At 75.6% G+C, this 15,280-nt stretch carries 2 protein-coding genes and 1 pseudogene; all 3 read left to right on the top strand.

Annotated features, from left to right (window positions below):
• Positions 1-15: 15 nt before the first annotated feature.
• Positions 16-5,535, top strand: a pseudogene (locus tag ACZ67M_RS37415) (type I polyketide synthase); the annotation flags it as partial.
• 44 nt (positions 5,536-5,579) lie between these two features.
• Positions 5,580-12,026, top strand: coding sequence for a type I polyketide synthase (locus tag ACZ67M_RS37410; protein ID WP_469854342.1), 6,447 nt, complete (start codon positions 5,580-5,582; stop codon positions 12,024-12,026).
• A 5-nt stretch (positions 12,027-12,031) separates the two neighbouring features.
• Positions 12,032-15,142 carry a type I polyketide synthase gene (locus ACZ67M_RS37405; protein WP_469854324.1) on the top strand — a complete coding sequence of 1,037 codons (3,111 nt, stop codon included), beginning with the start codon at positions 12,032-12,034 and terminating at the stop codon, positions 15,140-15,142.
• Positions 15,143-15,280: the final 138 nt, after the last annotated feature.

The following is a 15,280-nucleotide window of genomic DNA, read 5'->3' as shown; positions in this document are numbered from 1 at the left end:
GACAAGCTCCGGTCCTATCTGCGTCGCGCCGTCGGCGACGCGCAGCACCTGCGTGAGCGCGTGCGCGAGCTGGAGGAGGCCGCGCGCGAGCCCATCGCGGTGGTGGGGGTGGGGTGCCGCTTCCCCGGTGGGGTGGCGTCCCCCGAGGGCCTGTGGGACCTGGTGTCCGACGGCGTGGACGCGGTGGGCGACTTCCCGTCGGACCGCGGCTGGGACGTGGAGGACCTGTACGACCCGGACCCCGAGGCGCACGGGAAGACGTACACGCGCTCCGGCGGCTTCCTGAGCGACCTCCCCGATTTCGACGCCGACTTCTTCGGCATCAGCCCGCGCGAGGCGCTGGCCATGGACCCGCAGCAGCGGCTCATGCTGGAGACGTCGTGGGAGGCACTGGAGCGGGCGGGCATCGACCCCACGGGCCTGCGGGGCTCGGCCACCGGGGTGTTCACCGGCATCTACGGCGTCGACTACGGCCCCCGGATGGGCGGCGGCGCGGCCGGCGAGGTCGAGGGCTTCACCCTCACCGGGACCTACCTCAGCGTGGCCTCGGGCCGGGTGGCGTACGTGCTGGGCCTGCACGGTCCGGCGGTCTCGACCGACACCGCGTGCTCGGCGTCGCTCGTCGCCGTCCACCAGGCCGTGCGGTCCCTGCGGTCCGGGGAGTGCACGCTGGCCCTGGCCGGCGGGGTGTCCACGCTGCCGACGCCGGGGATGTTCGTGGAACTGTCCCGGCAGCGGGGCCTGTCGGCCGACGGGCGGTGCAAGGCGTTCGCGGACGCCGCCGACGGCACCGGCTTCTCCGAGGGTGCGGGCGTACTCGTCCTGGAGCGGCTCTCCGACGCCCGGCGCAACGGGCGCCGCGTCTGGGCGGTGATCCGGGGCTCGGCGATCAACCAGGACGGCGCGTCCAACGGGCTCACCGCGCCCAACGGCCTGGCGCAGCAGCGGGTCGTCCGGGCCGCGCTGACGGACGCCGGACTGACCGGCCGCGAGGTGGACGCCGTGGAGGCCCACGGCACCGGGACCCGGCTGGGCGACCCGCTGGAGGCGGAGGCGCTGCTGGCCACCTATGGGCAAGAGCGGGACCAGGACCGGCCGCTGTGGCTGGGATCGCTGAAGTCCAACATCGGCCATACGCAGGCTGCGGCCGGCGTCGGCGGCGTCATCAAGATGATCATGGCGATGCGGAACGGGGTGCTGCCCCGGACCCTGCACGTCGAGCGTCCTTCGACGCATGTGGACTGGTCGGCCGGGGCGGTGGAGCTGCTCACCGAGGCCCGGGAGTGGACCACGGACGCGGGCCGGCCCCGGCGCGCGGGGGTGTCCTCCTTCGGTATCAGCGGCACCAACGCGCACCTGATCCTGGAGCAGGCCCCCGCGTCCCCCGAAGCCCTCGCGTCCCCCGACTCCCTCGACACCCTTGAGCAGGACCCGGCCGCCACCCGTGCCCCCGGCACGGTCCCGTGGGTGCTGTCCGCGCGGTCGGAGCAGGCGCTGCGCGAGCAGGCCCGCCGGCTGCACGACCACGTCACCGCCCACCCCGCCCTCCCGCTCGCGGAGGTGGGGAACGCGCTGGTGACGACGCGCCCGCTGTTCGAGCACCGGCAGGTGGTCGTCGGCGCCGACCGCGACGCCCTGCTCGCCGCCCTGACCGCCGTGGCCGCGGGCGAGGAGCCCGGCACCGCCGCGGGCGTACGCGGCCTCGCGCGGCCCGTGGGCAAGACCGTGTTCGTCTTCCCCGGGCAGGGAGCGCAGTGGATCGCGATGGGCCGGGAGCTGTGGGAGACCTCCCCCGTCTTCGCCGAGCAGCTTCGCGCCTGCGCCGAGGCGCTGGAGCCGTGGGTCTCCTGGTCACTCGTGGACACCGTGTGCGCGGGGCCGGACTCCGCCGACCTGGAGGACATCGACGTCGTCCAGCCGGTGCTGTTCGCCGTGATGGTGGCGCTGGCGCGGGTGTGGCAGTCGCTGGGTGTCACCCCGGACGTGGTGATCGGCCACTCCCAGGGCGAGATCGCCGCGGCCCACGTCGCGGGCGCCCTGTCCCTCGACGACGCGGCAAAGATCGTGGCCCTGCGGTCGCGGCTGCTGGCCACCCTCGCCGGACAGGGCAGCATGGCCGGGATCCTGCTGCCCGAAGAGCGCGTGCGCGAGCTGATGGCGGGTCAGGAGGCCCGCATCGGGATCGCCGCGGTGAACGGGCCCGGCTCCACCACGGTCTCCGGCGAGACCGGTGCGGTCGAGGAACTGGTCGAGGCCTGCCGGGCCGAGGGCGCCCGCGCCCGGCTGATCAAGTCGAGCGTGCCCGGCCACTCGCCGCTGATGGACCGCTTCGCGGAGCGGCTGCCGCGCGAGCTGGGCGTGATCGCCCCCACCCCCACACCGGTCGAGATCTACTCCACGGTGACCGGCGGCCCGGTCGACCCCCAAACCCTGGACGCGGCCTACTGGTTCCGCAACCTGCGCGAGCCGGTCCAGTTCGGCGCGGCGATGCAGCGCCTGGTCGAGCGCGAGCCCGACAGCACCGTCGTCGAACTCAGCCCCCACCCGCTGCTCGTGATGAACATCCAGGAGATCTTCGACACCACTCCCGGCGCCACCGGTCTCGTGGTGGGCTCCCTGCGCCGCGACGAGGGCGGCCTGGCACGCCTGTACCGGTCGGTGGCGGAGGCCTTCGTCGCGGGCACCGCGGTGGACTGGCGGACGGCGTCCCCCGGCGGCGGGCAGGGCCGGTGGGCCGAACTCCCCACGTACGCCTTCCAGCGGCAGCGCTACTGGCTGAACACCCCGCAGGAGACCACCCACGGCGCCACCTCCGACCACCCGCTGCTGGACGCCGTGGTCGACCTGCCCGGCGACGCCGGGCACGGGGGAGTGGTGGGCGGCGGACGGCTGTCGCTGGAGCGCCACCCCTGGCTCGCCGAGCACGTGGTCCACGGCACCCACCTGGTGCCCGCCACGGTGCCGGCCGAGCTGGCGGCGTGGGCGGCGCACCGGGCCGGCTTCGACGCCGTCGACGAACTCACCCTGGAGACACCGCTGGTGCTCTCCCGCACGGCCGAGCGGGAGATCCGCGTCGTGCTCGACGGCACGGGCACCGTCGGCGTGCACTCGCGCGGCGACGGCGAGACCCGCTGGACGCGCAACGCCGTCGGCAGAGCGGGCGGCGCACCCGCCCAGGACGGCCTCGGCGCCTGGCCCCCGCCCGGCGCGACGCGCGTGCCGTTCGAGGAGGAGTACGCCCGGCTGGCCGGCCTCGGCTTCGACCACGGCCCCCACTTCCGCGGCCTGAAGACGCTGTGGAGCCGGGGCGACACCCTGTTCGCGGAGGTGGAACCCCCCGCGGCCGGTGGCACCGGACAGGACGGGTTCCGGATCCACCCCGCGCTGCTGCACACGGCGCTGCTCCCCGCCGTCCTGGGCCTTGTCGGCGGCCCCGGCCGGCCCGGCGGCCGGCTGCCGCACCGCGCCACCGGCATCCGGCTCGGCTCCGTCCGGCCGGGCACCCTGCGCGTCCGGCTCGAACCGGCCGGCGAGGACACGGTGTCGGTGACCCTCGCCGACCAGCACGGCACCCCGGTCGGCGGCATCGCGTCGCTGACCCTGCGCCCCGCGGACGTCGAGCAGCTCACCGCACTGGGCTTCGACCACCAGGACGCGCTGTTCCGGCTCGACTGGGAGCCGCTGCCCGTTCCGGCCGCGGCGGCCCCCGCGTACGCGGTGCTGGGCACGGACGCGTCCCCCGCGGCGGACGCGGCGGTCTTCACCGACCTCGACGCACTCGCCGCCCACGCGCCGGTACCCCCGCTCGTGATCGCCGCCGTGGACCGCGCCGGCCCGGACGGCGGGGACACGCCCGCCGCCGTCGAGCGCGCCCTGCACCGGGTGCTGGGCCGGACCCGGTCCTGGCTGTCCGACGACCGCTTCGCCGAGTCGCGGCTGGTCGTCGTCACCCGGGGTGCCTTCCCCGACGACCGCGTGCCCCGCCCCGATCCGGCGGCGGCCGCCGTCTGGGGGTTCGTGCGCAGCGCGCAGACGGAGAACCCGGGCCGCGTCACGCTCGTCGACATCGACGACGAGCCCGCCTCGTGGGACCTCCTCCCGGCGGTGGCCGCGACCGGGGAGGACCAGCTCAGGCTCCGGTCGGGCACCCTTGCCGCCCCCCGGCTGGCCCGCGCCGACACCGGCGCATCCGCCGTCCCCGCCCTCGGCTCCGGAACGGTGCTCATCACGGGCGGCACCAGCGGCCTGGGCGCGATGCTCGCCCGGCACCTCGTGGACCGGCACGGCGTGCGCCGCCTGCTGCTGGCCGGCAGGAGGGGCCCGGCGGCCCCGGAGGCGGCCGGACTCACCGCGGCGCTGACCGCGGCGGGCGCACACGTCGACATCGCCGCCTGCGACGTCACGAACCGGGACTCCGTCGCCGCGCTGCTCGCCGCCGTACCCGACGAGCACCCGCTGACGGCGGTGGTCCACTGCGCGGGTGTGCTGGACGACGGCGTCGTCGAGGCGCTGACGGAGGACCGCCTGGACGCCGTACTGGCCCCGAAGGTGCGCGGCGCCTGGCACCTGCACGAGCTGACCCGGCACCTGGACCTGTCCGCGTTCGTGCTGTTCTCCTCGGTCGCGAGCGTCCTCGGCACCGCCGGGCAGGCCAACTACGCGGCGGCCAACGCCTTCCTCAACGGCCTCGCGGACGCCCGCCGGGCCGAGGGGCTGCCCGCCACCGCCCTGTGCTGGGGCCTGTGGGCCGAGCGCAGCGAGATGAGCGCCGGCCTCGACGCGACCGACCTCGGCCGCCTGCAACGGCAGGGCGTGCTGCCGATGTCCTCACCGGAGGGACTCGCGCTGTTCGACGCGGCGCTCTCCGTGGACGGCGAGTCCGTGCTGGTGCCCGCGCGACTGAACCTCACCGCCCCGCGCGGCCGGCCGGGCTCCCCGCTGCTGCGCGGCCTGACCGGCACGTCCGCCACCCCGGGCGCACCGACGGGCCCGGGCAACACCGACGGACCGCTCGCCGAGCAGCTGGCGTCGCTGGAGCCGGCCGATGCCGAGGCGGCGCTGCTGGACGCCGTGCGGGACCAGACCGCGACGGTCCTCGGCCACGCCGACGCCGCGCGGATCGCCCCCGCCGTGGCCTTCAGGGAGCTGGGCATCGACTCGCTCACGGCCCTGGAACTGCGCAACCGACTGGCCGCGGTGACCGGCCTGAAGCTGCCCGCCACGCTCGTGTTCGACCACCCCAGCCCCCACGTCCTCGCCCGGTTCCTCACCGAGCGGATCGCGCCTGCCGCCGCCGGCCAGCGCTCCCCGGCCGAACAACTCGCCGACGAGATCGAGCAGCTCGGCACCCGGCTCCAGGACGCCTTCCTCGGCCTCGCGGCCCAGGAGCGCACCACCATCTCCACGCTCCTCGGCGACCTTCAGGGGCGCGTCCGTTCGATGGCGGGCGCCGGAGCGGCGGCCGGCATCGCCGACCAGATCACCTCGGCCTCGGCGGGAGAGCTTCTCGCGCTGCTGGACAAGGAACTCGGCTAGGGAGAGCCATGACGAACGACAACAACGCCGACGTTCTCGACTACCTGAAGCGGACGTCGATCGAACTGATCGAGACCCGCAGGCGCCTCCAGGAGCTGACCGACGCCGCCGCCGAGCCCATCGCGGTAGTGGGCGTCGCCTGCCGCTTCCCCGGCGGGGCCGCGTCCCCCGAGGAACTGTGGGAGCTGGTGCGCTCGGGCACCGACGCCGTGTCGGACTTCCCGCGGGACCGCCACTGGGACGTCGAGAACCTGTACGACCCCGACCCCTCCCGCCCCAACAGCTGCTCCGCCCGCGCGGGCGGATTCCTGTACGACGCGGGCGACTTCGACGCCGAGTTCTTCGGGATCAGCCCGCGCGAGGCGCTGGCCGCCGACCCGCAGCACCGGCTGCTCCTGGAGACCTCCTGGGAGTCCCTCGAACGCGCCGGCATCGACCCGCACTCCCTGCACGGCAGCGACACCGGCGTCTTCGCGGGCCTGGCCTACTTCGGGTACGGCAACCACTTCGCCACCCCGGAGGCCATCGCGGGCTACGCGCAGACCGGTTCCCTGCTGAGCGTGGCGTCCGGGCGCGTGTCGTACGCCCTCGGCCTCCAGGGCCCGGCGGTGTCGACCGAGACCGCGTGCTCGTCGTCGCTGGTGGCGGTGCACCAGGCGGTGCAGTCGCTGCGGCTGGGCGAGTGCGGCCTCGCCCTGGCCGGCGGGGTCACCGTCATGGGGACCACGCAGGTGCTGCGCGAGATGACCCGGCAGCGGGGCCTGGCGGCCGACGGCCGGTGCAAGGCCTTCGCGGACGCGGCGGACGGCGCCGGCTTCTCCGAGGGTGTCGGCATGCTGGTCCTGGAGCGGCTCTCCGACGCCCGGCGAGGCGGGCGCCGCGTCTGGGCGGTGATCCGGGGCTCGGCGATCAACCAGGACGGCGCGTCCAACGGGCTCACCGCCCCCAACGGCCCCGCGCAGCAGCGGGTGATCCGGGCGGCCCTCGCCAACGCCCGCCTCCAGGCGTCCGACGTGGACGTCGTCGAGGCGCACGGGACCGGCACCACACTGGGCGACCCGATCGAGGCGCAGGCGCTGCTGGCCACCTACGGGCAGGAGCGGGACCCCGGCAACCCCCTGTGGCTGGGATCGCTGAAGTCGAACATCGGCCACGCGCAGGCGGCGGCCGGCGTCGGCGGCGTCATCAAGATGATCATGGCGATGCGGCACGGCACCATGCCCCGCACCCTGCACGTCGACCGCCCCTCCACGCACGTCGACTGGTCGGCCGGAGCCGTCGAACTGCTCACCGAGGCCCGGGACTGGCCGAGCGCCCCGGACCGGCCCCGCCGCGCCGGCGTGTCCGCGTTCGGCGTCAGCGGCACCAACGCGCACGTCCTGCTCGAAGAGGCCCCCCAGCAGGAGGCGGAGCCCGGCACGGCCACCGGGCAGCTGCCCGGCGCCCTGGTGCCGTGGGCGCTCTCCGCCCGTTCGGCACAAGCCCTGCGGGCCCAGGCGGAGCGGCTGCGCGACCTCGCCGCCGCCGACCCCGGCCTCGACCTCGCCGACGCCGGCTGGTCCCTGGTGACCGGCCGGGCCCGGCTGGAACACCGCGCCGTGGTCATCGGGCACGACCGGGACGAACTGCTCGGCGGCCTCGCCGCACTGGCCGAGGACGCCGAGTCCCCGGCGGTGGTGCGCGGCGTCGCCGCCGAACACGGCGGAACCGTCTTCATGTTCCCCGGCCAGGGCGCGCGATGGGCCGGCGCGGCGGGACCGCTGTACGCGGCCTTCCCCGTCTTCGCCGAGGCCCTCGACGAGGTGTGCGCGCACTTCGACGCCCACCTCCCCTTCGCCCTCAAGCCCCTGCTGCTCGCCGACGAACCCGCCGACCCCGAGCGGACGGACATCGCCCAGCCCGCGCTGTTCGCCCTCCAGACCGCCCTCTACCGGCTGCTCACCCGGTACGTGTCCCCGCCGGACCACCTGATCGGCCACTCGGTGGGCGAGATCGCCGCCGCGCACGTCTGCGGGGCGCTCGACCTGGCCACCGCGACCCGCCTCGTCGCCGCCCGCGGCCGGACCATGCAGACCGTCACCGAGCAAGGCGCCATGCTGGCCGCCCGCGTCACCGAGACCGAGGCGGCCACCCTGCTCGGTGCCTACGACCGCGTGGGCGTCGCCGCCGTCAACGGCCCCGAGTCGGTGGTGTTCTCGGGCCTGCGGGAGCAGGTCCACGCCCTGCGCGACCGGATCCTGGCCGACGGCGGTTCGGCGAAGCTGCTGCCGGTCGGCCACGCCTTCCACTCCCCGCTGATGGAGCCGGTCCTGGCCGACTTCGCGGCCGCCCTCGGCGACCTCCCGGCGGGCGAGCAGACGATCCCCGTCGTCTCCACCCTGCTGGGCCGCGAGGCCACCCCCGCCGAGCTGTCCTCGGCCGGGCACTGGACCCGCCACGTCCGCGAACCCGTCCGCTTCCACGCCGCGGTGGAGCACGCCCGCGCGGCGGGCGCCGACGTCCTCGTCGAGGTGGGCCCCGGAGCGACCCTCGCCGGCCTCACCAAGGACGCCTTCGCCGGCGCGGGCGTCGACGACGCCCTCGTCGTCCCGGTGCACCGGCCCGGACGCGACGCCGCCCGGACGCTGGCCGGCGCACTGGCCGCCCTGCACGTGCGGGGCGTCCCGGTGGACTGGGCCGCGCTCTTCGGCACCCGGCGGCCGGTGGACCTGCCGACGTACGCCTTCCAGCGGCAGCGGTACTGGCTGGACCTCCAGGCCGGCCTGCGCACGGCGGACGTGGCCGCGGCCGGCCTCTCCGCGCCGGACCACCCGCTGCTGGGTGCCGTGGTGGACCACCCCGGCACCGACGAGGTCGTCCTCACCGGGCTGTGGTCCCTCGCGGCCCACGACTGGCTGGCCGGCCACACCGTGTTCGGCGCGGTCGTCGTACCGGCGACCGCCTACCTGGACCTGGCCCTGTCGGCGGGCGCCCACGTCGGGTGCGCCGCGCTGGAGGAACTCACCCTGGAGGTCCCGCTGATCGTCCCCGAGACGGGCGACGTGCGGGTACGGGTCGTCGTCGGCGCGGCGGACGAGACGGGACGCCGCTCCCTGGAGGTCTACTCGCGCCCCGCAGAGGACGCCCGGACCGTCGGCGGCTGGACCCGCCACGCCCACGGCGACCTGGCACCGGGCACCCCGGCCGCGTCCCCGCAGAACGGCGCCGCCGCCCGGCCGCTCGCCGTCTGGCCACCGGCCGGCGCGACCAGGCTCCCCCTCGACGGCCTGTACGACTCCTTCGCCGACGCCGGGTTCGACTACGGCCCCGCCTTCCGCGGACTGCGGGAGGTGTGGCGGGACGGCGACGACCTCTACGCCCTCGCCACCCTGCCGGACGGCGCCGGGACGGGCGCCTTCACCCTGCATCCGGCGCTGATGGACACCGTGCTGCACGCTTCGGTGGCCGGCGGCGTCATCGAGGTGACGGGCGACCAGGGCCGGATGCCCTTCGCGTGGGCCGGCGCATGCCTGACCGGCGCGTGCGGCCCGACCGTACGGGTCCGGCTCGCCCCCGCCGGCCACGACGCGGTGTCCCTGACGGTCGCCGACGAGGAAGGCCGCGAGATCGCCTCCGTGGCCTCCCTGACGTTCCGGCCGGCCGACGCCGGACAGGTCCGCGCGGCGCTCCGCGGCCAGGAGCCGCCGCTGTACGAGGTCCGGTGGCAACCGGCCGCACGGGACGGGGCCGCCACCGACGCCACCGCGACGTGGGGCGTCCTCGGCACCCGCACCGGCCTGGCCGCCGGGCTGCTGCGCACGGGCGGCGAACGGGCCGTCGGCTACGCCTCCCTCGACGACATCCGTCCGGGCAGCGCCCCCGCTCTCCTCTTCCTGTGCCCGGACGGCGACTCGCCCGGCGACGGCACCGATCCGCTCACCGCCGTGCGCACCGCCGACCAGCACGTCCTCCAGCAGGTCCAGGGCTTCCTCGCCGAGGAGGCGACGGCCGGGTCCACGCTGGTGGTGCTCACCCGCCTGGCCGTGGACACCGGTGCGGGGGAGCACGTCGAGAGCCTCCCCGGCGCGTCCGTGTGGGGCCTGGTCCGCTCCGCCCAGACCGAACACCCCGGCAGGTTCCGGCTGGTGGACGTCGACGACGCCGACACCTCCTGGGCCGCCCTCCCGGACGCGCTCGCCCTCGGCGAGGAGCAACTGGCGCTGCGCGGCGGCACGGCCCTGGTCCCCCGGCTCGCCCCGGCCACGGCCGACGACCGGCGGCTGCCGGCGGTGCCGGACGGCGCGTACCGGCTGGGCATCCCCGACAAGGGCACACTGGAGAACCTGACCTGGGTGCCGTGCCCCGAGGCCGAGGCGCCCCTCGTGAGCGGGCAGGTCCGCATCGCCGTCCAGGCGGCCGGCCTCAACTTCCGCGACGTCACCATCGCCCTCGGCCTGGTGGACCGCACCGCCATCGACTCCGGCATCGGCAGCGAGGGCTCCGGCGTCGTCCTCGAAGTGGCGGACGACGTCACCGGCTTCGCGCCGGGCGACCGGGTGACCGGCATCTTCACCGGTGCCTTCGGCCGCGTGGCCGTCGCCGACCACCGCCTGCTCACGGCCGTCCCCGACGGCTGGAGCCACGCCGAGGCGGCGTCCATGCCGAGCACCTTCCTCACCGCCTACTACGCCCTCTTCCACGTCACCAGGCTCCGCGAGGGACAGCGCATCCTCATCCACGCCGCGGCCGGCGGCGTCGGCATGGCCGCCGTACAGCTCGCCCGGCACGTCGGCGCCGAGATCTACGCGACCGCGAGCCCCGCCAAGTGGCCCGTCCTGCGCGGCCTCGGAATCGACGACGCGCACCTGGCGTCCTCCCGCGACCTGGAGTTCGCCGAGAAGTTCCTGGCGGCCACGGACGGGCGGGGCGTGGACGTCGTCCTGAACTCCCTCGCACACGCGCATGTCGACGCCTCGCTGACCCTGCTCCCCGAGGGCGGCCACTTCATCGAGATGGGCAAGACCGACATCCGCGACGCCCGGCGGGTGGCCGCCGACCACCCCGGCGTGGCGTACGACGCCTTCGACCTGTACGCGGCCGGCCCCGACGCCATCCACGCCATGTTCCGCGACGTCATGGCACTGTTCGCCGACGGCCGGGTGCGCTTGACGCCGGTGTCCGTCCGCGACGTCCGCGACGCGCGCGCCACCTTCCGCGAGATGAGCCAGGGCCGCCACGTCGGCAAACTCGTCCTCGACGTCGGCGGCCGCTTCGGCGGCGGCACCGTCCTGGTCACCGGCGGCACCGGGGGAGTGGGTTCCCTCGTCGCACGCCACCTGGTGACCGCGCACGGGGTGCGCTCCCTGGTGCTGGCGAGCCGCCGGGGAGCGGCCGCCGACGGCGCCGCGGATCTGGTCGCGGAGCTGCGGGAGGCCGGCGCCGAGGTCCGCGCCGTGGCCTGCGACGTCACCGACCCCGCTGCCGTCGCCGACCTGCTCGCCGGCCTGCCTCCGCGCCACCCGCTGACGGCGGTCGTGCACGCGGCGGGCACGCTGGCGGACGGCACCGTCGAGTCGCTGACCGCCGAAGGCGTCGAGCACGTGCTCCACGCCAAGGCGGGCGGCGCGCTCACCCTGCACGCACTGACGCAGGACCGCCCGCTGACGGCGTTCGTGCAGTTCTCCGCCCTCGCGGGCACGCTCGGCACCGCCGGGCAGGCGAACTACGCCGCCGCCAACGCCCTCCTGGACGCACTGGCCGTACGGCGCCGGGCGTCCGGCCTGCCAGGTACCTCGCTGTGCTGGGGCTGGTGGGAGCAGAGCAGCGGCATGACCGGGGACCTGGACGAGGCCGACCTCGCCCGGCTGCGGCGGATGGGCATCGCCGCGATGCCGACCCCCGAGGCCCTGGCCCTCTTCGACGCGGCGTGCGCGAGCGGCAAGGCGGTCCTCGTCCCGGCCCGGCTGGACATCACCGCGCCGCGCGGCGGCAAGGGCGCCGGACTGTCGCCCCTCCTGCGTGACCTCGCCGACGTCCGCCGCCCCGGCCGGGAGCGGCCCGGGAACACCGGCGACCACGGCACGCGCGGCCTGTCCGCCCTGCTGGCCGGTGTGCCGGACGACGAGGTGGAGACGGCCGCCCTGGACTGGCTCCGCGACCAGGTGGCCCTCGTGATCGGGCACTCCTCCGGCGAATCCGTCGACGCGGAACAGGCGTTCACCCAGCTCGGCTTCGACTCGCTCACCTCCGTCGAGCTGTGCAACCGCCTCGCGGCCCGGACCGGACTGCGCCTGCCGACCACCCTCGTCTTCAGCTACCCGACCCCCCGCGAGCTGAGCGAACACCTCGTCGGCCTGCTCCGCCCCGCCCCCGACCCCGCCCCGGCGCCCGACTCCGACCCCGGCCCGTACACCGGCACGGACCTCGCGGCGGACGTACTGACCGAGGCGGACCAACTGTCCGACCTGGACCTGGAAGCACTGGTCGACCTGGCCTTGGACGAGAAGAGGTAAGTGACATGACCAACGCCGCGGAAGGCACGGCGGACGGCGCGGACCGGGTCCAGCGGGCACTGCGCACCCTGCTGGAGGAACGCGACCGCCTGAGGCGGGAGAACGACGCCCTGAAGGCCGGCCGCACGGAGCCCGTCGCCGTCGTGGCCATGGCCTGCCGCTACCCGGGCGGCGTGTCCTCGCCGGAGGACCTGTGGGACGTCGTGCGCGACGGCCTGGACGTCGTGGGCGACTTCCCCGCCGACCGCGGCTGGCGCGACGTGTACGACCCGGACCCCGACGCGGTCGGCGGCTCGTACACCCGCCAGGGCGGATTCCTGCGGGACGTCGCCGACTTCGACGCCGACTTCTTCAACATCAGCCCGCGCGAGGCGCTCGCCGTCGACCCGCACCACCGGCTGCTCCTGGAGACGTCGTGGGAGGTCTTCGAACGGGCCGGCATCGTCCCCGCCGACGTACGCGGCAGCGACGTCGGCGTCTTCTCCGGGGTCAGCTCCTCCGAGTACGGATGGCGCTTCCTGGAGGGCGGCCAGAAGGAGTTGGAGGGCCACCTGCTCTACGGCAGCGCCCTGAGCGTCGCCTCCGGCCGGGTGGCCTACGAACTGGGGCTGACCGGACCGGCCGTGTCCGTGGACACCGCCTGCTCCTCGTCCCTGGTGGCCCTGCACATGGCGGTCCAGTCGCTGCGCTCGGGGGAGTGCTCGCTCGCACTGGCCGGCGGGGCGCTCGTGATGGCGACACCCGCGATGTTCGTGGAGTTCTCCCGGCAGGGCGCCCTGTCACCCGGCGGCCGCTGCAAGGCGTTCGCGGACGGCGCCGACGGGACGGGCTGGGCCGAGGGCGTGGGCGTACTGCTGCTGGAGCGCCTCTCCGACGCCCGGCGCAACGGGCACCCGGTGCTCGCCGTCGTGCGCGGCAGCGCCGTCAACCAGGACGGCGCCAGCAACGGGCTGACCGCCCCCAACGGCCGCGCCCAGGAGAAGGTGATCCGGCGCGCCCTGGAGAACGCCTCGGTCGAACCGGGCGAGGTGGACCTGGTCGAGGCCCACGGCACCGGCACGACCCTGGGCGACCCCATCGAGGCGGAGGCGCTGCTGGCGGCCTACGGCCGGCACCGGCCCGCCGGCCGGCCACTGTGGCTGGGCTCCCTGAAGTCGAACATGGGGCACGCCCAGGCCGCCGCGGGCGTCGGCGGGGTCATCAAGACCGTGATGGCCATGCGGCACGGGTACATGCCCCCGACCCTCCACGTCGACGCCCCCACCCGGCACGTCGACTGGTCCTCCGGCACCGTCGAACTGCTGGCCGAGGGCCGCGAATGGGCCCGCGGGGACCGGCCGCGCCGGGCCGGCGTCTCGTCCTTCGGCGTCAGCGGCACCAACGCGCACGTGATCCTGGAGGAAGCCCCTCCCGAGGAGCAGGCCGACGAACACGCCCCGGAGGCCAGTGCCACCGGCGGCCTGGTGCCCTGGGTGCTGTCCGGCAGGAGCGCCAAGGCCCTGCGCGGACAGGCGGGCCGACTGCGCGACCTCCTCGCCGCGGGCACCGACGCGGACGACGCCGCCGTCGGCTGGTCCCTGGCGTCGTCCCGCACCCGCTTCGAGCACCGCGCGGTGGTGCTGGGGCGCGGCCGCGACGAGCTGATGGACGCCCTGACCGCGCTGCGCGACGACACCGAGTCCCCGGCGGTGGTGCGCGGCGGCGCGGGCAGACTCGGCGGCGTCGCCTTCGTCTTCCCCGGCCAGGGCGCCCAGTGGGCCGGCATGGGCCGGCAGCTCTACGACACCTTCCCCGTCTTCGCGCGGACCCTCGACGCCTGCGCGGACGCCCTCGCCGAATGGGTCGACTGGCCGCTCCTCGACGTCATCCGCCAGACACCAGGGGCGCCCGGCCTGGACCGGGTGGACGTCGTCCAGCCGGCGCTGTTCGCGGTGATGGTCTCCACCGCCGCCCTGTGGCGGTCCTGGGGCGTCGAACCGGGCGCGGTGATCGGCCACAGCCAGGGCGAGATCGCCGCCGCCTGCGTCGGCGGCGCCCTGTCGCTGCGCGACGCGGCCCGGGTGGTGGCGCTGCGCAGCAAGGCCCTGGTGGACCTCAAGGGCCACGGCGGGATGGCCTCCGTCGCGGAGTCCGCGGACGTCGTCGCCGAGCGGCTGGTCCCGTGGGCGGACCGGGCGGGCGTCGCCGTCGTCAACGGACCCCGCTCCGTCGTGGTGTCCGGCGAACCGGACGCGCTGGACGAGTTCGTCGAGAAGATGAGAGCCGACGGCATCCAGGCCCGCCGCATACCCGTCGACTACGCCTCCCACTCGCCGCAGGTCGCCCGGGTCCGCGAACGGGTGACCGGCGCCCTGGCCGGCGTGAGCCCGCGCACCTCGCGACTGCCCTTCTACTCGACCCTCCACGGCGCGGTCGTCGACACCGCGGGACTCGACGCCGAGTACTGGTACGACAACCTCCGCGAGAAGGTCCTCTTCGAGACCTCCGTGCGGCGGCTGGCCGACGACGGCTTCCGGGTGTTCGTCGAGATGAGCCCGCACCCGGTGCTGACCGTCCCGGTGCAGGAGACCGTCGAGGACCTGGACGACACGCTGGTGCTGTCGTCCTCGCGGCGGGACGGCGACGAGGTGCGGTCCCTGCTCGGCTCGCTGGCCCAGCTCCACGTCCGGGGCGGGCCGGTGGACTGGGGCGCCGTGTTCGCCACGCGCCGGCGCGTGGACCTGCCGACGTACGCGTTCCAGCGGCAGCGCTACTGGCTCAGCTCCTCGCCCACCGCGGCGGCCACGGCCGAACTGCCCGCGCCCGCGCCCGACGCGGACGACGACCGGGCCGTCCCCCTGCCGGAGCGGCTCGCGGCCCTCACCGGCGACGACGCGCGCGAACTCGTCCTGGAACACGTGCGGCAGAAGGTCGCCGTCGTGCTCGGACACCCCACCGCCGAAGCCGTCGACCCCGACCAGGAGTTCAAGGAGCTGGGCTTCGACTCGCTGCTGTCGGCGGAGCTGAGCAAACGCCTGACCGCGTCGACCGGACTGAAGCTGAGGGCGAACCTGGTGCTGCGCCACCCGTCACCGCGGCGGATCGCCGGACACATCGTGTCCTCGCTCGCGGCGTAGGACCGTCCCGCCGGCGGGACACCGCAAGGGCCCCGCGCCCCCTGTCCCGCCGGCACCGAGAGGTCTCCAACGCCCGGTCCGTTTCCCGGAAGGTGGAGGTGATCCGCGAATGCCCGGCAACCGGGTCTGTTCTCTGAG

It is taken from the genome of Streptomyces sp. NPDC107500 (genome assembly GCF_055582785.1).
The sequence above is the reverse complement of the archived record's forward strand: the minus strand, read 5'-3'. Positions and strand labels throughout refer to the sequence as shown.